Annotated in this window: 24 protein-coding genes and 2 pseudogenes; 16 read left to right on the top strand and 10 right to left on the bottom strand. The window is 60.4% G+C overall.

The window, feature by feature from the left end:
- Positions 1-102 precede the first annotated feature (102 nt).
- From AC0L3I_RS27055 to AC0L3I_RS27070, 4 genes and pseudogenes are all read left to right on the top strand, one after another.
- Positions 103-756 carry a DUF6064 family protein gene (locus AC0L3I_RS27055; protein ID WP_473528878.1) on the top strand — a complete coding sequence of 218 codons (654 nt, stop codon included), beginning with the start codon at positions 103-105 and terminating at the stop codon, positions 754-756.
- Between the two features lie 388 nt (positions 757-1,144).
- Positions 1,145-2,158, top strand: a complete 1,014-nt coding sequence (locus AC0L3I_RS27060) for an Acg family FMN-binding oxidoreductase (protein ID WP_473528879.1) — start codon at positions 1,145-1,147, stop codon at positions 2,156-2,158.
- A complete protein-coding gene (locus AC0L3I_RS27065) occupies positions 2,148-2,531 on the top strand; it encodes a hypothetical protein (protein ID WP_473528880.1) in 384 nt (127 codons plus the stop codon). The genes AC0L3I_RS27060 and AC0L3I_RS27065 overlap by 11 nt, the downstream gene beginning before the upstream one ends.
- 284 nt (positions 2,532-2,815) lie before the next feature.
- Positions 2,816-3,395, top strand: a pseudogene (locus tag AC0L3I_RS27070) (tyrosine-type recombinase/integrase).
- Positions 3,396-3,495: 100 nt separating this feature from the next.
- Here AC0L3I_RS27070 and AC0L3I_RS27075 read toward each other — a convergent pair.
- Together AC0L3I_RS27075 and AC0L3I_RS27080 are read right to left on the bottom strand one after the other, a co-directional pair.
- Positions 3,496-3,909, bottom strand: a complete 414-nt coding sequence (locus tag AC0L3I_RS27075; protein ID WP_107647531.1) for a VOC family protein — start codon at positions 3,907-3,909, stop codon at positions 3,496-3,498.
- A gap of 509 nt (positions 3,910-4,418) precedes the next feature.
- Positions 4,419-5,177 (bottom strand): SDR family NAD(P)-dependent oxidoreductase, encoded by a 759-nt coding sequence (locus AC0L3I_RS27080; RefSeq protein WP_473528936.1) that lies wholly within the window; start codon positions 5,175-5,177, stop codon positions 4,419-4,421.
- 398 nt (positions 5,178-5,575) lie between these two features.
- Between AC0L3I_RS27080 and AC0L3I_RS27085 the strand changes: the two genes are divergently transcribed.
- The 9 genes from AC0L3I_RS27085 (at position 5,576) to AC0L3I_RS27125 (ending at position 14,154) form a co-directional block, all read left to right on the top strand.
- The gene (locus tag AC0L3I_RS27085; protein WP_473528881.1) at positions 5,576-5,944 is read left to right on the top strand and encodes a hypothetical protein; all 369 of its coding nucleotides are present in this window, start codon (positions 5,576-5,578) and stop codon (positions 5,942-5,944) included.
- 210 nt (positions 5,945-6,154) lie between these two features.
- Positions 6,155-6,829 (top strand): GntR family transcriptional regulator, encoded by a 675-nt coding sequence (locus AC0L3I_RS27090; protein ID WP_473528882.1) that lies wholly within the window; start codon positions 6,155-6,157, stop codon positions 6,827-6,829.
- Between the two features lie 68 nt (positions 6,830-6,897).
- Positions 6,898-7,746 (top strand): transporter substrate-binding domain-containing protein, encoded by an 849-nt coding sequence (locus AC0L3I_RS27095; protein WP_473528883.1) that lies wholly within the window; start codon positions 6,898-6,900, stop codon positions 7,744-7,746.
- Between the two features lie 29 nt (positions 7,747-7,775).
- A complete protein-coding gene (locus AC0L3I_RS27100; RefSeq protein WP_473528884.1) occupies positions 7,776-8,489 on the top strand; it encodes an ABC transporter permease in 714 nt (237 codons plus the stop codon).
- Positions 8,489-9,202, top strand: a complete 714-nt coding sequence (locus AC0L3I_RS27105; protein ID WP_473528885.1) for an ABC transporter permease — start codon at positions 8,489-8,491, stop codon at positions 9,200-9,202. The genes AC0L3I_RS27100 and AC0L3I_RS27105 overlap by 1 nt, the downstream gene beginning before the upstream one ends.
- Before the next feature lie 44 nt (positions 9,203-9,246).
- Positions 9,247-10,839: a gamma-glutamyltransferase gene (gene ggt, locus AC0L3I_RS27110; RefSeq protein ID WP_473528886.1), complete on the top strand. Its 1,593-nt coding sequence runs from the start codon at positions 9,247-9,249 to the stop codon at positions 10,837-10,839.
- A gap of 730 nt (positions 10,840-11,569) precedes the next feature.
- The gene (locus AC0L3I_RS27115; RefSeq protein ID WP_473528887.1) at positions 11,570-12,835 is read left to right on the top strand and encodes an Nramp family divalent metal transporter; all 1,266 of its coding nucleotides are present in this window, start codon (positions 11,570-11,572) and stop codon (positions 12,833-12,835) included.
- Between the two features lie 150 nt (positions 12,836-12,985).
- On the top strand, positions 12,986-13,516 hold the full coding sequence (locus tag AC0L3I_RS27120) for a flavodoxin domain-containing protein (protein WP_473528888.1): 531 nt from the start codon (positions 12,986-12,988) through the stop codon (positions 13,514-13,516).
- 203 nt (positions 13,517-13,719) lie between these two features.
- Entirely contained in the window at positions 13,720-14,154 is a 435-nt protein-coding gene (locus AC0L3I_RS27125) for a pyridoxamine 5'-phosphate oxidase family protein (RefSeq protein WP_473528937.1), read from the top strand.
- 12 nt (positions 14,155-14,166) lie between these two features.
- On the opposite strand, the gene AC0L3I_RS27130 is transcribed toward AC0L3I_RS27125, so the two are convergent.
- Entirely contained in the window at positions 14,167-14,634 is a 468-nt protein-coding gene (locus AC0L3I_RS27130; RefSeq protein WP_473528889.1) for a Ros/MucR family transcriptional regulator, read from the bottom strand.
- Between the two features lie 1,016 nt (positions 14,635-15,650).
- Between AC0L3I_RS27130 and AC0L3I_RS27135 the strand changes: the two genes are divergently transcribed.
- The 3 genes from AC0L3I_RS27135 (at position 15,651) to AC0L3I_RS27145 (ending at position 16,533) form a co-directional block, all read left to right on the top strand.
- Positions 15,651-15,926, top strand: coding sequence for a hypothetical protein (locus tag AC0L3I_RS27135; RefSeq protein WP_473528890.1), 276 nt, complete (start codon positions 15,651-15,653; stop codon positions 15,924-15,926).
- Between the two features lie 152 nt (positions 15,927-16,078).
- Entirely contained in the window at positions 16,079-16,324 is a 246-nt protein-coding gene (locus tag AC0L3I_RS27140) for an ATP-dependent DNA ligase (protein ID WP_473528891.1), read from the top strand.
- The gene (locus AC0L3I_RS27145; RefSeq protein WP_473528892.1) at positions 16,318-16,533 is read left to right on the top strand and encodes a hypothetical protein; all 216 of its coding nucleotides are present in this window, start codon (positions 16,318-16,320) and stop codon (positions 16,531-16,533) included. Before AC0L3I_RS27140 ends, AC0L3I_RS27145 begins: the two co-directional genes overlap by 7 nt.
- Before the next feature lie 162 nt (positions 16,534-16,695).
- Here AC0L3I_RS27145 and AC0L3I_RS27150 read toward each other — a convergent pair whose 3' ends face one another.
- The 7 genes and pseudogenes from AC0L3I_RS27150 to AC0L3I_RS27180 all read right to left on the bottom strand — a co-directional run bounded on the left by AC0L3I_RS27150 (position 16,696) and on the right by AC0L3I_RS27180 (position 20,706).
- Entirely contained in the window at positions 16,696-17,733 is a 1,038-nt protein-coding gene (locus AC0L3I_RS27150) for a c-type cytochrome (protein WP_473528893.1), read from the bottom strand.
- Between the two features lie 10 nt (positions 17,734-17,743).
- Entirely contained in the window at positions 17,744-18,181 is a 438-nt protein-coding gene (locus AC0L3I_RS27155; protein ID WP_473528894.1) for a c-type cytochrome, read from the bottom strand.
- Positions 18,182-18,622: 441 nt separating this feature from the next.
- Positions 18,623-19,088: pseudogene (locus AC0L3I_RS27160) on the bottom strand (Ros/MucR family transcriptional regulator).
- A 173-nt stretch (positions 19,089-19,261) separates the two neighbouring features.
- Positions 19,262-19,585 (bottom strand): twin-arginine translocation signal domain-containing protein, encoded by a 324-nt coding sequence (locus AC0L3I_RS27165; protein ID WP_473528895.1) that lies wholly within the window; start codon positions 19,583-19,585, stop codon positions 19,262-19,264.
- 172 nt (positions 19,586-19,757) lie between these two features.
- Entirely contained in the window at positions 19,758-20,141 is a 384-nt protein-coding gene (locus AC0L3I_RS27170; protein ID WP_473528896.1) for an adenylate/guanylate cyclase domain-containing protein, read from the bottom strand.
- Entirely contained in the window at positions 20,117-20,416 is a 300-nt protein-coding gene (locus AC0L3I_RS27175) for an adenylate/guanylate cyclase domain-containing protein (RefSeq protein WP_473528897.1), read from the bottom strand. Before AC0L3I_RS27175 ends, AC0L3I_RS27170 begins: the two co-directional genes overlap by 25 nt.
- Complete coding sequence (locus AC0L3I_RS27180) at positions 20,368-20,706, bottom strand: 2Fe-2S iron-sulfur cluster-binding protein (RefSeq protein WP_473528898.1); 339 nt, start codon at positions 20,704-20,706, stop codon at positions 20,368-20,370. Before AC0L3I_RS27180 ends, AC0L3I_RS27175 begins: the two co-directional genes overlap by 49 nt.
- Between the last annotated feature and the right edge of the window lie 81 nt (positions 20,707-20,787).

The raw sequence follows: 20,787 nt of genomic DNA on the forward strand, positions 1-20,787 counted from the left end.
TATGGTTGATGATCAGGTGCGGCCCGTCTCCAGCCAGCTAGACTCTCGTCAGAGGGAACCGCGTCGGACGCTTAGCATCGGCAAAAATCAGGAGGTTTGGCTATGCTGCCTTTCACCAGGGAACAGCTTATTGCGGTCTTCGTCGACTACAATCTTGCCATTTGGCCCGTACAATTCCTTGCCTACCTGATCGGCTTTGGAATCGCCGTGATGCTGTTTCGGCGGTCGCAGGCGTTCTATCGGCTTGTTGTCGGGGGGCTGGCCACAATGTGGCTGTGGACCGGGATTGTCTACCATGGGGTCTACTTTGCGGCCATTAACCCAGCAGCACTCCTTTTCGGAGCGTTCTTCGCCGTGCAGGGAGTCCTTTTCCTGTATTTCGGTGTATTTCGTGATCAGCTTCAGTTCGACATACCATCCGGCGCTGTCGGCTGGTTAGGAGTTGCGTACCTTGGCTATGCTGCTGTCCTTTATCCTTTCATCGGCATCTTGTCCGGACACGTTTATCCTGAAATCCCAATGTTCGGCGTCACGCCCTGCCCACTGACGATCTTTACCTTCGGTCTTCTTCTGCTCACGCAAGCTCCCGTTCCGCGCTGGCTTCTCGTCATTCCGTTCATCTGGAGCCTGATCGGCGGCAGTGCAGCTTGGCTGCTGGGTGTAGTCCAAGATTGGCCGCTTCTGGTTTCTGGCGTGATCGCCGTTCCTGTGATTGTCCTGCGCGATCGTGGCCACGAATCCCGGGCCCTGGCCTAGGATCGGCGCACCTGTAGCGGGACAGCAGCGGCTTGGTGCGACGCATTAGCTTTCCCTGCTGCCTTGTTTTCCGAAGGCCCGACTGCCGACATTCTATCGGTCCGTTTCGCGAGCCTATTGACTTGGCTCAAGCTCATGAACGCCGCCCGGGGCGGATGCAGTACCCTGAACGCCTAGTATTTCGCCATGGAGCAGCTGCGAGATGCGCGCTGGCGCGTTAGGCCTTTCCCTGCGCACTGCCTCATCCATCCGCTTGATCTCGATCATGCTGGGCATTGTGAGCCGGGCTACAGTCGGCGGGTCATTACCGAAAGGAATCTCCATGGTCTCGCGCCGATCCGTCCTGATAGCCGGGGGAGCTGCCGCAATTGCCGGAGCAGGCACCCTCATGCTGAACTGGGGACCTGACTACGATGCCGCCGCCGCTGCGCTTCGGTCCCACCGAGACCCGGCCGAGTTCACGAGCCTGGTGCACTACGCCACGCTCGCCGCCAACAGCCACAATGCGCAGGCCTGGCGCTTCCGTCAGACGGCCGAGGGGGTAGCGATCTTACCCGACGAGACACGCGCTCTGCCGGTGGCCGATTCCGATCACCACCACCTCTACGCTTCACTGGGTTGCGCGGCCGAGAACCTGATGTTTGCGGCGGGCGCTGCCGGACGGTCCTCGGCGATGGAATTCGCCACCGATGGCGAGGCGCGGATCGAGATCGCATTCGGGCGAGCGGGAAGCCGCGACGGGTTGTTCGACGCGATCTTCGAACGCCAGTGCACGCGGTCGGACTACAGCGGCCGCGCGGTACCTAGCGCCGATCTGAGCGTGATGCGAGGCGCGGCGCGGATTTCCGGGTGCGAAGTGGTGCTGATCGAAGATCGCGCGAAGATCGAACAGGTTCTGGAGTTGATCCTCGCAGCAAACACTGCACAGGTTTCGGATCCGGCCTTTGCCGCGGAACTGAGATCCTGGTTGCGCTTCAACGCGCGCGCGGCGATCGAGACGGGCGACGGGCTCTATTCCGGCTCCTCGGGGAATCCGACGCTGCCGACTTTCCTGGGGCGGATCATGTTCGGGGCCTTCTTCAAACCCGATGCGGAGAACGACCGTTACGCAAGACAGGTGCGGTCGAGCAGCGGGCTCGCCGTGGTCGTCTCGGACCGCGACGATCCCGCGCACTGGGTCCAGGCGGGACGTAGCTACCAGCGATTTGCCCTGCAGGCGACCGTGCTCGGTATCCGGCACACGCATCTGAACCAGCCGGTCGAGGTGCCGTCCATCCGCCGGGAACTGCAGGCCCTTCTCGGGCTTGGTGATCGCCGACCCGATCTGGTCTTGCGGTTCGGCTACGCTCCGCCGATGCCGCGCTCGCTGCGCCGCCCTGTCCGGGAAGTGATTGCGGCATGAGGGCAATTCGTCTCGGCACGCTCTACTTCGCAGCCGTTTTTGCTGCGGGGTCGCGCTCGGCACGATCCGCACGCTGGTCCCGGTTCCGCGGCTGGGGGAGTTTGGCGCCGTAGCGGTCGAGCTGCCGGTGATCCTGACCGCCGCATGGATCATCTGCGGATGGCTGCTTTGCGACCGTGAACTAACGCTCTCCGAAGCTGCGGGCACCGGTGCGGTGGCTTTCGTGCTATTGATGCTGGCCGAAGCGGCATTGTCGGCAGTGCTTTCGGACCGGACGATCACTGAACAGCTAGCGCTCCACAAGGGCCCCGCGCATCTGCTCGGCCTCGCCGGGCAGATCGCTTTTGCGTCCTTCCCGTTATTACGCCGATGATGGTGGGGTGCTGAACTATGCTGCAAGCGGCCTGATGCTGCCGTTGATCGTGTAGTGCCCGGCCGCAATGACCTCATGGATTGAACGTCAGCTTTCCGCTCTGAGGCCGGCATTCACTTTTTCGAATTCAAGGTCGCGTTTGGGTCAGGTCACGACGATGCCCACACCAACCTGAATGGCCGCTCTTGAATATTCGCAGCCCGAAGCTGCCGGTCTGCTGTCGGCCCCAAGGCTGAACGTCAGTTCCGTTTCTCCTGCGGCCATTGAGGCCAAGGAGAAAAGCAATGGGCTACTCACAATATGATCCGGCGGTGCAAGGCCGCGCTGCTTGGAACGCAGGGAAAACGGTAGGTACGAAGCGGCCGCTGACCCAGAAACAGATTTGGGCCATCCGCTTCTTTCTCGATCGGGAAGGGCGCGTTCGGGATCGGGCGCTGTTTGACTTGGCAATCGACAGTAAGCTGCGCGGATGCGACTTGGTCAAGACCAAGATCGGCGATCTGGTTGCCGGATCAGGCATCCGAACCCGGGCGATTGTCGTCCAGCAGAAAACGGGGCGTCCGGTGCAGTTCGAGCTGACTGCCGACGTGCGTGCGAGCTTGCTGGCCTGGCTGGAGAGGCGCGGTGGATCGGTCGCGGACCACGCATTTCCAAGCCGCGTGGATCACTCGCGACACATGAGCACGAGCGGAGTATGGTACCCATTCATTGCGACGCACGAAGGCATCGATGATCTACAAGGCGACCGGCAACCTCCGAGCCGTCCAGATCCTGCTCGGTCACACCAAGATCGAGAACACCGTGCGATACTTGGGCGTCGACATAGAGGATGCGCTCTTGCTCGCCGAACGCACCGAGATCTGACGTTGGAGCGGCCATTTGGCAGCGCTGGATGGCCGCTTCCAGCGCAATCCGCTCCTCCGCCTGATGGCCGAGCTTAGGTGAATGTCGACGGTCAGGTTGGTTAACGCGCGGGCTCTACGCCGACAACATTCTGCTCCTCGTCCGTGGTGAACGTTCCCTTCGATTGATCCAATATTACAAGCACGTTGCCGAAAGGGTCACAAACACGGGCGCATCGCCCGATCGCGATGTCGAAGGGTGGTTCCACTGCCTTTCCGCCCGCTGCCAAAAGTTCTCGAAATGCCGCGTCCACGTCATCAACCAGAATATCGGTCTCTGGACCAATACGAAGATGAACTACTAGTTCTGCATCAGTTTCAGGCAACGCGAAGCCGGCGGCTTCCGCGTCCCGCCAGATGAGGGCATGGCCGAGCCGATCCCGATAAAAGGATATGGCTTCCTCAAGATCGCTTACATGCAGTAGATAGTTGTCGAGTTTTCGGAACAACGGTTTTTTGGCGGCCTCGTAAGCCATTGGGGAACCTCGCGCAGCATCGCACTGCCCAAGATTATGCTTCCGTACGCGTTCCGCAACGACTCAGCGACGGCTCAATTGCTGTCCAGCTTGCAACAGCTTTTGTATCGCGGGAACGGCAGCTATGGGTCGCTTCTGAAGGGCCCCAATGCGGCCGTTAAGAACTGGCGGCGAATGACCGCTACGGACGCGCCGTTCCGGAACTCGCATTCTCATTGCCATTGCGTTTATACGCAGCCCGGATGTTGCCTCGGCGGCTATCCATTCTGGCCAGCCGGCGCATATCGCCGGGCGGTCGTTGGTGTGCCAGAGGGGATGGTGTATCTCGCGGCCGGTTAACTGCTAAAATGCAAAGAATTTCATCGAGTTGCAATGGCGCGCCCGAAGAGATCGAACTCCTGACACCAGATTCGTAGTCTGGTGCTCTATCCAGCTGAGCTATGGGCGTGCAACAGGCCATGCTTTCCATCACCCCGCGACCCGATCGTGAACGACCGGTCGTTTCGGAGTCAGCCCTTGCGCTCCTGAAGGCTGTTGCCGCCGTCGACCACCAGCAGGGCGCCGTTGACGTAGCTGGCGCCTTCCGATGCCAGGAACACCACCGCTGCGGCAACCTCGTCCGGTCGCCCGGCCCGCGCCGGTGGCGTGTGGAGGGCAGCTTGCCGCTCCATCGCGCTCGACGAGCCCGTTTCGATCCAGCCGGGTGCCACGGCATTGGCCGTGATGCCGCATTTTGCCACTTCGAGCGCCAGCGTGCGCGTCAGGCCGACCATGCCGGCCTTGGCGGCGGAATAGGCTGATGTGCCTTCGAAAGACACCAGCGGCCCGGTAACCGACGCCACATTGACGATGCGCCCATAGCCTGCCTCTACCATCGCCGGCAGAAACGCGCGGGTGACCAGGAACGCGGTCTTCAGGCTGACGTCGATCCCTTGGTCCCAGTCGGCCTCGGTCATGGCGAGAAACGCCTTATCGGCCGAAGGCGATGCCAGCGAGCCCATGCCTGCATTGTTGACCAGGATGTCGACAGCGCCGACATCAGCCCGCAGCCGCGCGACTTCGGCTGCGATGGTGAGATCGGCGACCGCGGCTTTGGCATTGATGCCTTCGGCGCAAAGCTCGGCGGCGCGATCGAGTACACGCGCGCTGGCACCGTTCAGGAAAACGGCATGACCGGCAAGGCCGAGCTGCCGCGCAATGGCAAAGCCGATGCCATCGGCAGCACCCGCCCCGGTGATCAGCGCACGCTTGGTGGTAGAAGAAGGCACGGTCAAATGAGACTCCGCTGGTTCCGCCGTCGCGGTCTTACCACGCAAATTGGGCGACGGTGCTGCGAAGATTTGCTCTGCAAAATTCCGCGGCCTTGCGTTCTCGAAATGCCGTGGCCGAGCCGAACGTGGCGGGCAAACGCGGCCGCTCACGGGTGTCCGCTCTGCTGCCAGAAGCTCTCCCCCAGACTTCAAAGCGACTACGAGACCACATGCCCAAGTATGCGAGATGGCTGGGCAGTGGCCCCGACCTTTGTTCCTCGTCCAGCGCATGGCGGTGCCGGCGCTGCAGAATGCCGTCGTGCCTGTATCCCTTTCTCCCGCTTGTCCGTATCCGGGTCTGACCGGTCGAAGGCAGTTCTTCGATCCACTCGGCTCAAGAGATGGAGATCCAGAAAATGGCGAGCAAGCAAAGCGAAGCCAACAAAAGGCACTACGAGGCGTTGGTCGCGCAGAGCCGCCAGCAGCTCTCACCGGAAGAGGCGATCGACTGGAATGACGAACACTGGACGGCGCTTACGGCGGAGCCTCGTGGCGTCGACTTCGTCGAGGCCGATGCCGGTGGCACCAAGGCCATGTGGGTCATTTTAAAGAGATGCGCGGCGATGCGCCGTTCTTCAGCGCAAGAGGGTTTTTGCAGGCGACGGGTGGTTCGGCGAGAGCAGAATCGAAATTCTCCAGCCACCCTCAAGCGGCAGGACCGGGCGTATCGGTGGCGTGGTCGGTCAGGCAGCTTGGGCGGCACGAACCACAGGAAGTCGATATAAGTCTCAGCCACTCCGACCTCCCCAGGTTTCCGGGTCGGGCCGAACGGCACAGCTTGTCGAGGCCGTGATCGTCCTGCCGCAGCGCTTTACGCCGCCTCCAAGAGCTCTTGCCGATTTGCCTTGACTGCACGAGAAAACTCTACTGTATTTGTGGATACAAAAATCCAATTTTGCGATGATCAGAAATTCGTGCAAAAAAAAGATCCCTAGATGAGCCATTCCGGAGTTCCCTACGCCCAGACGCCTGCCACTGCGGAGCAGGAAGCTTTTCTACATCTGCAATCTGCAATACGCCTCGGGCGTTACCGTGCAGGCGACCGGCTCATCCCGGAAGAGATCGCGGCCGAGATTGGCATGAGCCGGATGCCTGTGCGGGAGGCCTTCCAGCGACTGGCAGTCGACGGGCTGGTGGTGATCCGCCCAAATCGTGGCTGTATAGTTGCTGGGCTGACGCTGGACGAGATCAACGAGACGTTCGAGATTCGGTCGGTGCTGGAGGGGCTTGCCGTTCGCCTGGCAATGCCTCGGATGAACGCCGAAACCATTGCCGAACTTGAGCGATTATTGAGCCGGATGGAACGCAGTGGCGCTGCTGGTGGCGCCGATTGGGTAACACGGCACCAGGAATTTCACGGCTACATCTGCAATCTTAGCGGCCGCCCGAAGCTTATTCGCCATATCGCATCACTGCATGTGACCATCGAACCCTATCTGCGCATTTGGTTTGACTATGTCGAAAAACCGCTCAGCGCCGAAGAGGAGCATCTGGCAGTGATCGATTCGCTACGCGGCGGCGATGCCGGGGCCGCCGAAGCGGTGATGCGCAGCCACATTCTCGACACGGCGCCATTGCTGGCCGAGTTCGCGAGCCCGAGCCGACGTTAAGGGGTCGCTAGAGGCATACTCGACTTCGACAAAATGCCCTCCAAGGGCTGGAAAAGGGGAACAGAACCATGAAACTATTACCCATTGCATGTCTTGCGGCCGCATTGAGCTTAGCTGCCGCTCTGTCGGCTTCGGCTGAGGATACGCCAAAAAAAATCACCATAGCGACGGAGGGCGCATATGCGCCCTGGAACTTTACCACCGCTGATGGAAAGCCTGATGGCATGGAGGTCGAACTCGCACGCAATCTCTGTGAACGTATGAAAGTCGAATGCACCATCATTACGCAGGACTGGGACGGGCTCATCCCGGCGCTGACGGTTGGTAAGTTCGACGTCATCATGGCGAGCATGTTCATCACCGACAAACGACTTGAAGTCATCGACTTCACTCAGCCCTACGCCATCGATCCTTCCGGATTCGCCGTGGCAAAGGACAGCCCGCTCGGTGCGTTGGCCGGCTCGACCGAGAAGATAAAACTGGAAGACGAGGCCCCTGCCAAGGCGGCAATCGACAAGATCAAGCCGCTAATCGCCGGCAAGATCGTCGGCGTCCAGGCCGCGACGTCGAACCTGGAGTTCCTGAAAAAGTATTTCGACGGCACGGTCGAAATCCGCGAGTACAAAACCACGGAACAGCACGACCTCGATCTCGCGGCCGGCCGTGTGGATGCCCTGTTTGCACAACAGACCGCTTTGGCGGCAACGTTGGCTAAGCCGGAATTCTCAGGCTACACCGTCGCCGGTCCCGGTTTTGTCGGCGGGGTTTTCGGACGGGGCACCGGGGCAGGGCTGCGCAAGCAGGATACGGTGCTCAAGGCGATGTTCAACAAGGCGATCGATGAAGCCATTGCCGACGGCACCATCAAAAAGCTTTCGCTGAAATGGCTAAAGGCCGACGTCACGCCGCCCAAGTGAGCATCCCTTCCCGGAGAGCGAACTAGCTGATGCTGGATGGCGTTCGTCTGCTAGGGTTTGGCGACGGTGGCTGGGCGGAGGCCCTGCTCAGCGCTGCTCTCGTAACGCTACTGCTTTCGGTCGCCGGATTTATGTTCGGCTCAGTGATCGGCGCCTTGGCAGCTGCGGCCCGGGTCAGCGGGTCGCGCTCCCTCGGCCTGCTCGCCGATGCCTATTCCACGGTATTTAGGGGCGTTCCCGACCTCTTGACCATCTATCTCCTGTATTTCGGCGGTAGCATGGCGCTGACTGCGGTCGGCCATTGGTTTGGCGCCCAGGGCTTCCTCGGATTACCCGCTTTCGCCACAGGCACAACGGCAATCGGCATAATTTCGGGTGCCTATCAGGCGGAGGTATTCCGCGGTGCCTACATCGCCATCGACCGCGGTCAGATCGAAGCAGCGCGCGCCTATGGCATGCCGCCTGCGCTCATGTTGCGCCGGGTGATCGCACCCCAGCTTATGCGTCATGCCATCCCAGGCCTAGGGAATGTCTGGCAACTGGTGCTCAAGGATTCAGCGCTGATTTCGGTAATCGGACTTGTCGAGCTGATGCGTCAGGCACAGATCGGGGCCGGATCGACTCGCGAGCCGTTTCTCTTCTACACGGCTGCCGCTGCGCTCTACCTGGCCATCGCCTCAGCGACGGGATTGCTGTTCAAGCGCGCTGAACGCCGCGCGCTTCGGGGCATTCGGAGGGTGTGATGGATTTCGCCTTTTTCGCTGAAATACTGCCAAAGCTGCTTGCCGGCCTGCCGCTGACGCTTGAGCTTGCCGGCACGTCCATCCTGCTCGGCGTCATCCTCGCTTTGGCTTTGGCGCTGGCCCAGCGCCTCCGGCAGCCTTTGATTGACTGGCCGATCAAGGGTTTCGTCGCGGTGTTTCGCGGCACGCCCCTGTTGGTCCAGATATTCCTGATTTACTACGGCCTTGGCCAGTTTCGGCCGACGTTGCAGGAACTCGGTCTGTGGGGCCTTTTCCGCGAACCTTATTGGTGCGCCATCCTGGCGCTGTCCCTCAACACCGCGGCCTATGGCAGTGAAATCCTCCGCGGCGCCATGCAGTCGGTGCCGACGGGCCAGATTGAGGCGGCGCAGGCCTTCGGCATGACGCGACTGATGACGCTGCGCCGCATCGTCGTGCCGATCGCACTGCGCCAGGCTTTGCCAAGCTATGGCAACGAAATCATTTTGATGGTCAAGGGAACCTCACTTGCATCCATCGTTACGCTGATGGAAATCACCGGCATCGCCCAGGGCATCATCTCGCAAACCTACCGGGCAATGGAAGTTTTCGTCTGCGCAGGCGCTATCTACCTGATCTTAAATTTCATCATCACCCGGACGCTGGGTAGGCTCGAATACAATCTGTCACGGCATCTGCGCCCTGCATCGGGCCTAGCGACCAGTCCAATGTGATCGGCGGGCCCTCACAGCAATCGTTTTAGGAAGTTTTTTCGCATATGAGGGATTTCGAGAAACCAAACCGTTCGGTCGTGGTCGCACGGCATGGCATGGCTGCGACGTCCCATCCCTCGGCCACGCTTGCAGCCGTTCGGATTCTGGAGGCGGGCGGCAACGCACTCGATGCGGCCATCGCCGCCAGCGCCGTCCAGTGCGTGGTCGAACCGGGATCGACCGGTATCGGCGGAGATTGTTTCGTACTGATGTCGAAACAAGGGTCCAGCGAGATCATCGCCTACAACGGATCCGGCCGTGCCCCGGTGGCCGCAACAGCCGATTGGTATGCATCTCAGGGCATCACAGAAATTGAGCGTCACTCACCGCATGCAGTAACCGTTCCTGGTGCGGTTGACGCCTGGACCCAGCTCAATGCCGATCATGGAAAACTGCCGCTGGGCAAGCTTCTCGCTCCTGCGATCGAGTTCGCCGAAAGCGGCTACGCCATCTCCCCACGCGTGCATTTCGACTGGGAACAGGAGGCGGCGCTGCTTTCCGCCGATTCTGCCGCAAAAAGCATCTTTCTCCCTGGGGGGCGGGCGCCAAGAATCGGCGAGGTGCACCGGCAACCCGCACTCGCCGCAACATTCCGCAAGATCGCGTCGGATGGACGCAACGCCTTCTACATGGGGGAGGTCGCCGAGGACATGGTTTCGCGCCTGCGAAGCCTCGGCGGTTTGCACACACTGGATGATTTCATGGGCGCCAGGGGCGAATATGTGACGCCGATAAAGACAGGTTTCCGCGGCCACGACGTCTACGAATGTCCGCCAAATGGCCAGGGCGTCATAGCGCTCATGATCCTCAATATCCTGTCGCGCTTCGAGGCCAAGGGTGACCCTCAATCCGCCGACCGGCTGCACATCGAGATCGAGGCGACGCGACTTGCTTATGCGGCGCGCGATGCTTTGCTCGCCGATCCGGCGAAAGTGGCGGTGCCGGTTGAGCAACTGCTTTCCAGCGCGACCGCGGATCGTCTGGCGGGGATGATTGATCTTGGGCGCGCGCGCGCGGATCTTCCTTCATTCGATATGCCGGTGCATCGCGACACGGTCTATATTGCCGTCGTCGACAAGGATCGCAACGCCGTCAGTTTCATCAACTCGATCTATTATGGTTTTGGCTCAGGCATCGTCGCGGCGCGCTCGGGCGTGATACTCAACAATCGCGGTATAAGTTTTTCGCTGGATCCCGACCACCCCAACGTCATCGAACCAGGCAAGCGCCCGCTACACACCATCATTCCGGGCATGCTGGTGAAGGATGGGCGCGCAGTCATGCCTTTCGGCGTGATGGGTGGCGCGTATCAGGCCATGGGTCACGCGCACTTCCTGTCAAAAGTTCTTGATTTTGGCCTCGACCTTCAGCAAGCCATTGATCTGCCCCGCGTCTTTCCAATTCCTGGCACGATGGAAGTGGAGGTCGAGAACACGCTTCCAGTCGCGGTTCAGGAAGAACTGGCCGGTCGAGGGTTCCGCATCGTCCCGGCGGCAGAGCCGATCGGGGGCGCCCAAGCGATCATGATCGACTGGATGAATGGGACGCTGCAGGGCGGTTCAGACCCACGCAAGGACGGCTGCGCAATCGGTATTTAGAACGCTACGCAGTATGCGTACTGGTCACACGCCGTCTGGACGCCCACCGCATGTGCGACGAGTGGCTGCTCATCAAAGTTGGCTATCGAATCTCTCGCGCGATAGATCACGAGGCGGTATAATCAGATCGTGGCCAAGCTGCGGTTTGCGGAGAGCATTATTGACGTCGTTGCCACGCGGGAAGCGGCCAAGCCCCCAGAGGGACATGGGTGGAGCCTCAATCCGAATTGCGTGTGCTTATGGACGAATTAGGCCACTAGATTCGATTTTAGGATAGGTTTCAGAGGGCTTCGGTTTTCTGACGCTCGCGACCTTGTAGGTCGTTAACGTCAGCACGAAAGGCGGTATAGGTCTCCGTGCCGAGTGGCAGCTATGCGCCTCATGTCGGCCATTGAGGTGATCTTTGCTGTTGCCCATAGCAGACGTTGCCGGCGATCACTCTGGACATCGTAGTTGCGCCATTAGTGTCACTTCGCGGATGTACCCCTAAGGTCCGTTCATCAACAAACTGCGGACGTTGCGAACGCGTCCATTACGCACAACAGCCCGCCATTCGACATGAGAAGTACATAAGAACCCGCTTACAATGTATCAGTGCAGGGCCAGGTGTTTTCATCGTGTGGACGGAACCAGCGACCGTTGCCATCGAACCAAATGCGAACTGAAACGACACCGGAGCGGGACGCGTTGCGGCGACAGGCGAGAAACTGAGATGGAGCATCAATCACCAATGTTGCCCGGAGACTCGCCGCGTCGGCGCACCAGCTTCCTGCACACGTTGGGGCCCGGCCTCATCACCGGCGCGGCGGACGACGATCCCAGTGGAATCGCCACCTACAGCCAGGTTGGCGCGCAATTCGGCTATACCCTCTGCTGGACAATACCGTTCAGCTACCCCCTCCTGGTCGTGATCCAGGGGATCAGCGCGGGCATCGGCGCCGTGACCGGTCAAGGCATCGCGCAGAACCTGCGGCGACACTATCCGCCTTGGGTGATGCGTTTTGCCGTTCTCCTGTTGCTCGTCGCCAACTTCATCAACATCGGCGCCGATCTGGCGGCGATGGGAGCCGCGTTTAAGCTTCTCGTCGGTGGATCTCAGTTCCTCTACGCCGCTGCCTTCGGACTGCTCTGCGCCGGCCTTGAGATCTTCATTGCCTACAAGGGCTATGTGACCATCCTGAAGTGGCTAACCCTCTCGCTGTTTGCTTACGTCGCGGTGGTGCTGGCTGTGGGCGTGCCGTGGGCAGCCGCGCTGCGCGGCGCACTCATTCCGCAATTCGCCTTGGATCACGACCATGCCATGGCCCTGGTGGCTGTTCTCGGCACGACGATCAGCCCTTACCTCTTCTTCTGGCAAGCCGGTGAGGAAGTGGAGGAGCTGCATCGTCGCCACCTTGTACGGCTCAGCACTCATCCGCGTACGGCAGGTGCCGAGCTCGCCCGCATTCGAACAGATACGCTTTTCGGCATGACATTCTCCCATCTCATCGCTCTCTTCATCATCATCGCCACCGCAGCCACGCTCCACGCCAACGGCACTACGCAGATCGAGACTTCAGCGCAGGCGGCAGAGGCGCTCCGGCCGATTGCCGGCGAAGTCACCTTCGCGGTTTTCGCCGCCGGCATCATCGGCACCGGCATGCTGGCCGTCCCGGTGCTTGCCGGCTCGGCTGCCTATGCCGTCGCGGAGATGTTCCGCTGGCCGGAGGGGCTGGATCGGCGGCCCCGTGAGGCCAAGGCTTTCTATACAACGATTACCGCAGCGACCCTCGGCAGTGTTGTAGTTAGCTTTACCGCACTCGATCCAATCCGCGCGCTCTACTGGACAGCGGTCATCAATGGCATACTTGCGGTCCCACTCATGGCAATCATGGTGATGATGGCCAGTAGCCCACGCGTCATGGGAAGGCTGACCGCCCCGCGGTGGATGGTCGTAGTCGGATGGCTTGCGGTGCTGATCATGGCTCTGGCCACAATCGGGTTCTTTGTGCTCTAAGCACCCAGGTCGCAGCGAAAAGCAGTTCGTGGAGCCTATTCCATGGGCTATAATGCGGCCAATTGCGGTTGCGAAGCATTGAGGTACCGGCATGCCGGGGCTCGTATCGGTCGTCCCTATGAATGTCTCTTCCACTGTCGGAGGGACATCGTGAACGTCCTGATTGTCTATGGAACGACCGAGGGGCAGACGCGGAAAATTGCCGCGTGGACGGCAACGCATGTTCGCGAGCGCGGGCACCAGGTCGAGCTGCAAGATAGCGCAGCGCTCGCATCCGATTTGAAGCTCGGACCTTTCGACGCGTTCGTCATTGCCGCGTCGGTCCACCAGGAGCACCACCAGGAAATCGTCACGAACTTCGTGTTTGCCCATCACGAACTGCTGAACACTAAGCCTTCAGCCCTCATATCCGTCAGTCTGTCGGCGGCGCTGGAAGACCAAAAGACGGAAGCGCAAAACTACGTGGATCGCTTCGTGTCCGTGACAGGGTGGCAACCACGCATGACCCTCCTTCTCGGGGGTGCTTTGCGCTTCACCAAGTACGATTACTTCCAGGAGCAGTTCGTCAAATTCGTCGTCATGAAACGCAGCAGCGATCAGAGCCCCGAGCGCGATCACGAATTCACTGACTGGAACGCCCTCGCCGACTTCGCTGATCGATTTCTTGAGACGGCCGGCTAAACAAGGAGGTGCCTGAGTCCGGCGCAGCTTGCATCGGCGCACCCCTTCGCCGTCTTTGCCGGCGTGGCGCATGGAACATGGCGTATAGCAGCCCCGCGAGCGATCGCGAATCCAGTGGAAGCAAGAAGTCCGCTTCCGCGGCATCGAGATGCACAGAGCGAAGCTCGCTCGTTCACCAGGGGAGTCCCGTGATCGTCAGTGAGATGACCGCCCAAGAATGCAGGATGCACCTGGCCGCGAGCAGGGTCGGGCGCCTCGCTTGCGTAAGAGACGGGATGCCGTACGTCGTGCCAATCAGCTTCGTTTACGAAGACGGCCACATCTACAGCTTCTCCCTGATTGGTCACAAGGTCTGGTCGATGCGGGGACATCCTCAGGTTTGCTTCGAAGTCGACGAGATTCGCAGCCCTCGCAGCTGGTGGAGTGTCATTGCCTTCGGTCGCTACGAAGAACTCTCCGAAGCGGGCCCCCGGCAGAATGAGCGCGACCATGCATGGTCGCTGTTGCAGGAAGCGCGCCCCAACTGGTGGGAACCTGGCAGCGAGACACTTCACTCCGAGGACAAGGTGGCCAGTCCGCCCCACCTCTTCTTCCGCATCAACATCGAGAAGATCACTGGACGTCGTGCCCTCGTCTGAGGCAGGGTCTTCTTAGGCCTTCACCCGCTTGGCTGGTGCCCTCTTGGCTGGCTCCTTCTTGGTGGGCATTTTGGCGCCCGCCTTGCGACCAAGTCCGATTGACTTCGCCAGCTCTGACCGTTGTGCAGCGTAGCTTGGTGCCACCATAGGATAGTCCCGCGCCAACCCCCACTTGGCTCGATATTCATCGGGCGTCATGCCAAGCAAGCCCAAGTGCCGTTTCATCGACTTGAACTTGCGGCCGTCTTCCAAGGAAATGATGTGGTCGGGAAACACAGACTTTTTGGGATTGACCGCCGGGGTCTGTGTTGGCTGCTCAACCACAGCGGGCTTGACTAAGCTGACGAGAGCGGAGTTCACCGAAGAAATAAGATCGGGCAGGCCTGCTACGGGCACGGCGTTATTTTGGACAAACGCCGCGACAATATCCGCGGTCAATTCCATCAATTCCGCGTTCTGGCGACTGTTCTCTTCGGTCATTCATCAACTCCTATTGCAAGTCCGCTTTCGTATGGGGGAAAGTCGGATCGCGCAAGAAGCAGGTCCACAGAACGAAATACCCGGGATCATCGGCCGGCCGCTGCGGTTTAAGGCAGAGTCTTAAAACTTCCGCACCTTGAACGGTACACGCCTACATTGCTAGACGGCACACCTCCGTTCCGGCAAAGCTGCGAATCGCGGGGCCACTGGCAATCCGCAGGTCGGCGGGTTCAGGCAATGCTCATTGAAGGATGGGCCGCCGACTTTCCTTTTGGCTGTAAAGCTCGGCAGGTTGTCGCTCTCAATTGCCGTCTCAAATGGATCGGCGGGACGTGGCGACGCGGATGGCTGTCACACGCTGCCATTCGGACGCGCCAGCGTCGTCGGCATCTAGCTTTTATGTCGGAACAGAATACTTGCCTTTGGGGGATCACCTGTCATTCATCCCTCGCAGAAGTCTTTCAGCCTTGGCATGCCGTCGGGATCGCCGACGATTCCACGTTCCGCACAGTCAGAATCAGTTCAGGCAACGAGGTGCACGCTTTGCGCGCTCCCGTCGTCATTGCCGCGCACGGGTCGTGGGAGCAAGGGAAACTGCCGAGCCAATTGCAAAAGACCAACCGTCCATCCGATCTGTTCGGCTTTAAGGCCCATTTTAGGGATGCGCGGCTCGCAACCGAATTGATGCCGCTCTTCATTTTTCCCGGCGGCTACGGCGGCATGGTGTGGTCCGACCATGGCCGGCTTTCGATCTCCAGCTGCATAAGGCGCGATGTTTTGGCTGAAGCCCGCAATGAAGGCGGCAGTCTCCCTGCGGGTGAGGTGAGGCCGTGTTCCGGCACATTTCGGCAAGCTGCCGGGGCGTTGACGAAGCGGTCGGAGGCGGATCGCTCGACGGCGGCTGGCTCGCAGCCGGGCCGGTTCGTCCGGGCATTCGCCCCTGCTATGCTGGTGATACCTTTCGTGTCGGCAATCTGGCAGGCGAGTCGCATCCGCTCATTGCCGAAGGAATTTCGATGGCGATCCAGTCGGGTTGGCTGCTCGCCGCGGAACTTGCCCGAGCCGGCGATCTGGACAAAAAAAGCGTGCGTGAAAACATCGGCCACCGATATTCGGCAGTTTGGCGACAGCAGTTTCGCCTGCGCATCCTGGCAGCTGCGGCCTTCGCGCGCATCGTCGCCTTCCCCGGTAGCACTGCAATCGTCGGTCCGCTCGTCGACATGCTCCCTGCGATTCTGACGTTCGGAGCAAAACTGAGCGGCAAGACGAAAACTGTCCCGGGGCTCGATTAAGGCGGACCGCTCCCGATGGCGGCCAAACCGCCTGATGGTGCCCAAAGCATGTCAATGCTTGCCTCTTCGCAGCAGCCCTAACAGAGAAAGGGCTGTCGCATTTCTCATCGCTTCAGCAGGCGCTTGGCCGACACGGCCGGCGCCATGACATCATGCTTGCCGTCTTTGATCTGCTCAAGTTCAACGGTAAAGATCTCCGCGATCGACAGCTGATGGAACGGAAAGCCGCGCTCCGCGACCTGGTCGGAGAGCCGCCGCCGGAGGGCATCGTCTTCAGTGATGAGATTGGCGGCGATGCTAACGCGCTTTTCGCGCATGCGTGCAAGTTCGGCTTGGAGGACATTGTTTCGAAGCTTCGTGACAGCTCATATCGATCTGGCCGGCGTGATGAATGGTGAAGACCAAGTGCGTCCAGCGCGACGAGTTCATCGTCATCGGCTATGAGACAGGAAACAGCTACGGAGGTTTGGGGAGCTTGCTTCTGGCAAACGTCGAGAATGGCAAACTGGTTGGCGATTTTACACGAGGAAACAGCTCAGGCCGCATGCGGTACAATTCCTTGCAGGAATTCCCCGGACCATGCTTCGCGCGGTTTGCAGCTTTCTGAAGCTCGCGGATCGAGACGGCGCAATCGGCATGCCCATGGCTCTCTAGCCATTTCCGGGGAGGACTATATTTCTGCCAGCCGAGGCATTTGTTGCAATATCGCTCCCAGTGATGGAACAGAGCTATGAGGAAGGCTTTTCGGACGATATGGGGTTCAACCCAATCACCCTTGACCACGGTCGTAAGAGTATACAAAGGAGCAACTTCGGGCGTCAGGCCTGCGCCTGCAGCAATTGACAAGCCCCTGTCCCTCCGGCTGCGACGCCTGCCGCGCCGGATAGCCGTTCGGGTGCGGCGGCACGGCTTTGAGATAGGCAGCGATCGCCTCGCGGTCCTCGGACGAGAGTTCCGCCATGTTCTTCTGGACCGCGACCATCGCGCCGCCGACCGAGTCGAAATCCGGCGTGAAGCCGGTTTCGAGGAAGCTCGCGATGTCGCCTTCCGACCATTCGCCGATGCCGCCCTCGCCTGACGTGATGTTGGGCACGATCCCCTCACCTTCGGCCGCGACTGCGCCAGCCAGCCATTCACCCTTCTTCAATCCGCCGGTGAATTGCCGCGGAGTATGGCATTCGCCGCAATGGCCCGGGCCTTCGACCAAATACTGGCCCGCCAGCACGTTTTCCGGTATGCCTTCGCCGAGCGCCAATACCGGCTCGTCGCTCAGATAGAGCAGTTTCCACAGGCCGAGCCCGCGGCGGATGTTGAACGGAAAGCCAAGCTGATGGCCAGGCGCCTTTCCTTCCACGGCGGGCAGCGTTTTCATGAAGGCGTAGAGGTCGGCGACGTCGGCCGACCGCATCCGCGTGTATGAAGAATAAGGGAACGCCGGGTAATAATGCTCGCCACCTGGCGAGACGCCGCGCATCATCGCATTGGCGAAATCCCCGAGCGACCAGGCGCCAATCCCGTCCTCCGGATGCGAAGAGATGTTCGGCGCGACAAAAATCCCGAAAGGTGTCTTGAGTTGGAGGCCGCCCGCAAGCTCCAGCCTTGCAGGTCCTTCGGACTTCGGCCGGGCGTGACACGAGGTGCAGCCGCCGATCCAGAAAATGCGTTCACCTCTCCCGGCGTCGCCCTCCCCGAGCGCTGAGGCCGCTTCGGCGCCAAGACGCTGCGGCGCCGACAGGAACCACGCTGCCGCAACGCCGGCGCCGCCCAGCACCAAGGCGGCAACGGCCAGTTTCCTGATCAGGCCCATTGGCCGAAGGCTACTCTTTCTTGAGGCGGAAGGTCTCGTGGCATCCGGCGCAAGTGTGCCCGATCGTGCCAACCTGCGCCTTCAGCGCCTCAAGATCCTGGGCCGGGGCCGCGACTGCAGCGGCGGCAACGGCTTTGAACTTGTCCACCATGGCCTGGAACCCGGCCATGTCTTCCCAGATTTTCGGGGAGGCAAATGTATCACCCTTGTCGCTGCCGGCGGGGAACGACGCGACGACGTCGATCTTCTGGACATTGTCGTTGAGCGCTGTCAAAGCAGCCAGAACCGCCGCGGCGTCGAATGGCGCCTCGCCTTCGACCATCTTCACAAGCACGCCGACGTGCTTTCCATTCTCTTTCATGACCGCCCGGCGATCGGCGATCGGGTCGGCCAATGCAGCTGTTCCGGCGAGCGCGAGGGTTGAGATGGCGAGTATGAGCTTTCTCATGAAGTTCCTCCAGATTGATGATACTAAGGAAATATTGGCCCCAAGACGCTAACGGCGGCATTGGAGCAAAAATTCCCGCCGTTTGCCTTCACGCCTTTGTGAGTTTCCGCGGCGGTCAGGATGGCGAAAGTTACCGCTCCCGAAGCGTCCATGCAGATAGGCTCCTGAACATCATTAAAGTGTGAATAGCGACGCGCTTCCGGACTCCAGTCGCGCGCCATGGTCAAAGTCGCAAAAGGGTAGATGGCCGATCTCGCCAATAATCTCCGTATCGAACATGCGGCCCGCCATTGCATCGCGGCTCGAGGTACTGACGCACGGTCCATCCGCCATCTTCACCGCCGCCAGCAGGGTGCAAACCGCCGCCGATTGGATGCACGCGCAGCCCCCTTCTCCATATTTAAGCCCGTCGCTGTCTGGCCTTCCCTTCGGTTAAGTGCGCTACGCTCTGTCGGGAGCCTTGCGTGCTGTCTTCGCCGGCGAGTTTGCAGCCGTTTTGGCCTTCGCAGCGCGAGCCGTCCGTTTCGGTTTCTCCGCTACGACGGGTTCGGGCGCGGCTATTTTGGGGTGATGCCCGAGCCCGGAAGCCTTAGCCAGCGCCGAGCGCGCTGCGGCATAGTTTGGCGCCACCATCGGATAGTCGGCGGGCAGGCTCCATTTCTGAACTTCTTTCCGTCCTCAAGGCAGAGGATGTAGTCCGGCGTTACCGAGTTCCTGATCGATACCGCTGGCTCCAGCTTGACTTCCGTTGCGGTCGCAGACGTGCCGATCCTTCGCAATGGATATCCCCGATCAGCTTCGGCAACTCGCCGGTCGGTACCGGATTGTTCGACACATAGGCAGAGACGATATCGGCGGCGATCGATACGAAATCGGTACGGTCGTCCAGATCGGGGGAAACGGTCATGGAGCTTTACTCACATTTCTATCGGACACGTCGCAGGTGTGTGCCGCGCTGATACGACTGACGGATGGAAACGCGTCGACGGGCGCTGGTCGGCGGCGGTCGCGAAGCACGGAGAAAAAGGCGCGGATCGTGGCGGAACGCTACGCGGACGATCGGCTAAAATCACACTTCGATCAGACCGGCACTGGCATGTGAAAGCGGCACCAGCCATTGGGACTGATCTGACCGGCGACGATCTCACATCGGTCGGGCTTCAGGAAATGAGTGCATCCGGCGCAGCGCCGGCCGCGATTTGGGGAACCTCGATAGCGCGCTACGGACTTCGGAGTCGTGCCGGCGGCCTGCATCATCGTCGGGCTGTACATGCAGCCAGAAAGCCCTCCCGCGCCAACAATCGCGGCGCTGGTAACGGAGACCTTCAGAAATTTTCGGCGGGACAGACTTGGACTTGAGTCAGCATTCGCCGATTCCTGATGTTTATCATGAGATTTTTTCATTCTCGTGCCCTTCCTCAGTTGAACAGCCGACCATCGGCATGCTCTCGCTTGAAGCACTTTCAACGCGAACTATTCAGCTAACGCATGGGGATACGAAATTATTCCACGCAGCGATTGTGTTTGTTGTCATCCAGGCAGGAAAGCAATAAGGCGCGACTATCTAGTATTACATCTATCGCCTCACGGATTTCGGTTGATCGCTGCCGAGCGGGATTTGCGTCGCCCGCTTGACGGCATAGATCTTGAGCGGCTGGGTGCGGCCGCCCACTTCGATCGACTTTTCCTCGAGCGCGTCGGTCGCGGCGATCCCCGCCGCGGCAAGGACCGGTTTCGAAATCACCGTCTGGACGCCAAGTTCCTTGCAGGCGCTCTCGAGACGGCTCGCGGTGTTGACGGTGTCGCCAATCGCGGTGATGCGGCGTCCTGTGTCGACGCCGCCGGCCGCACCGATGTGGCCGAGGATGGCGGGGCCGGTATGAATGCCGATACCCATATCGAGCCGGCTCGGCAACTCCTCATGCAGGCTCTGGTTCAGTGCATCGAGAACGCCGCCCATTGCGCGCGCCGCATTGAGGCGGCTTCATTCGCCCCTTGGCTGACCGGCTTGTCGATCCCGAAGATCGCCATGATGCCGTCGCCCATGAACTTGTCGACATAGCCGCCGGTATCCTCGATGGCCTCGCTCATCCGCCCGAGATACTGGTTGAGCAGGAAGACGACGTCATAGGACAGCCGGTGCTCCGACAGCTTGGTAAAGCCACGCAGATCGGAGAACAGCAGCGTCACTTCCTGCTCGACGCCCCATAGGAACTTGTCCATGGGGACCGACATCGCATCGCCGCTTGCCGGAAAGAGGGTGGTGATCTGGAGATCGGCCTCGGGCTTGAGCTGCAGGCAAGCCGCACATTGAGCGGCGCGCCGACGCGCTGGAGCACTTTCCTTTCGGTCTCATCGGCCGGCGCTTGTTCGGCAAGCCCCTCGACGACCCTGACCCGGCAGGCCGAGCAGCGGGCACGCCCGCGGCAGGCCGAGGCATGCGGGATATTGTAGAGGCGGCTGACTTCGAGGAGCGACAGGCCATGCGGTGCTGACACCTTGGGACCGCCGGTATAGGTGACCATAACATGCTGGCGGTAGCGGTCGGCAACAAGAACTTCGGCAGCACGTTGGAGCGCGTCGCCGGTGAGCCCAATACCGATTTC

Source organism: Mesorhizobium sp. WSM4840 (assembly GCF_055811755.1).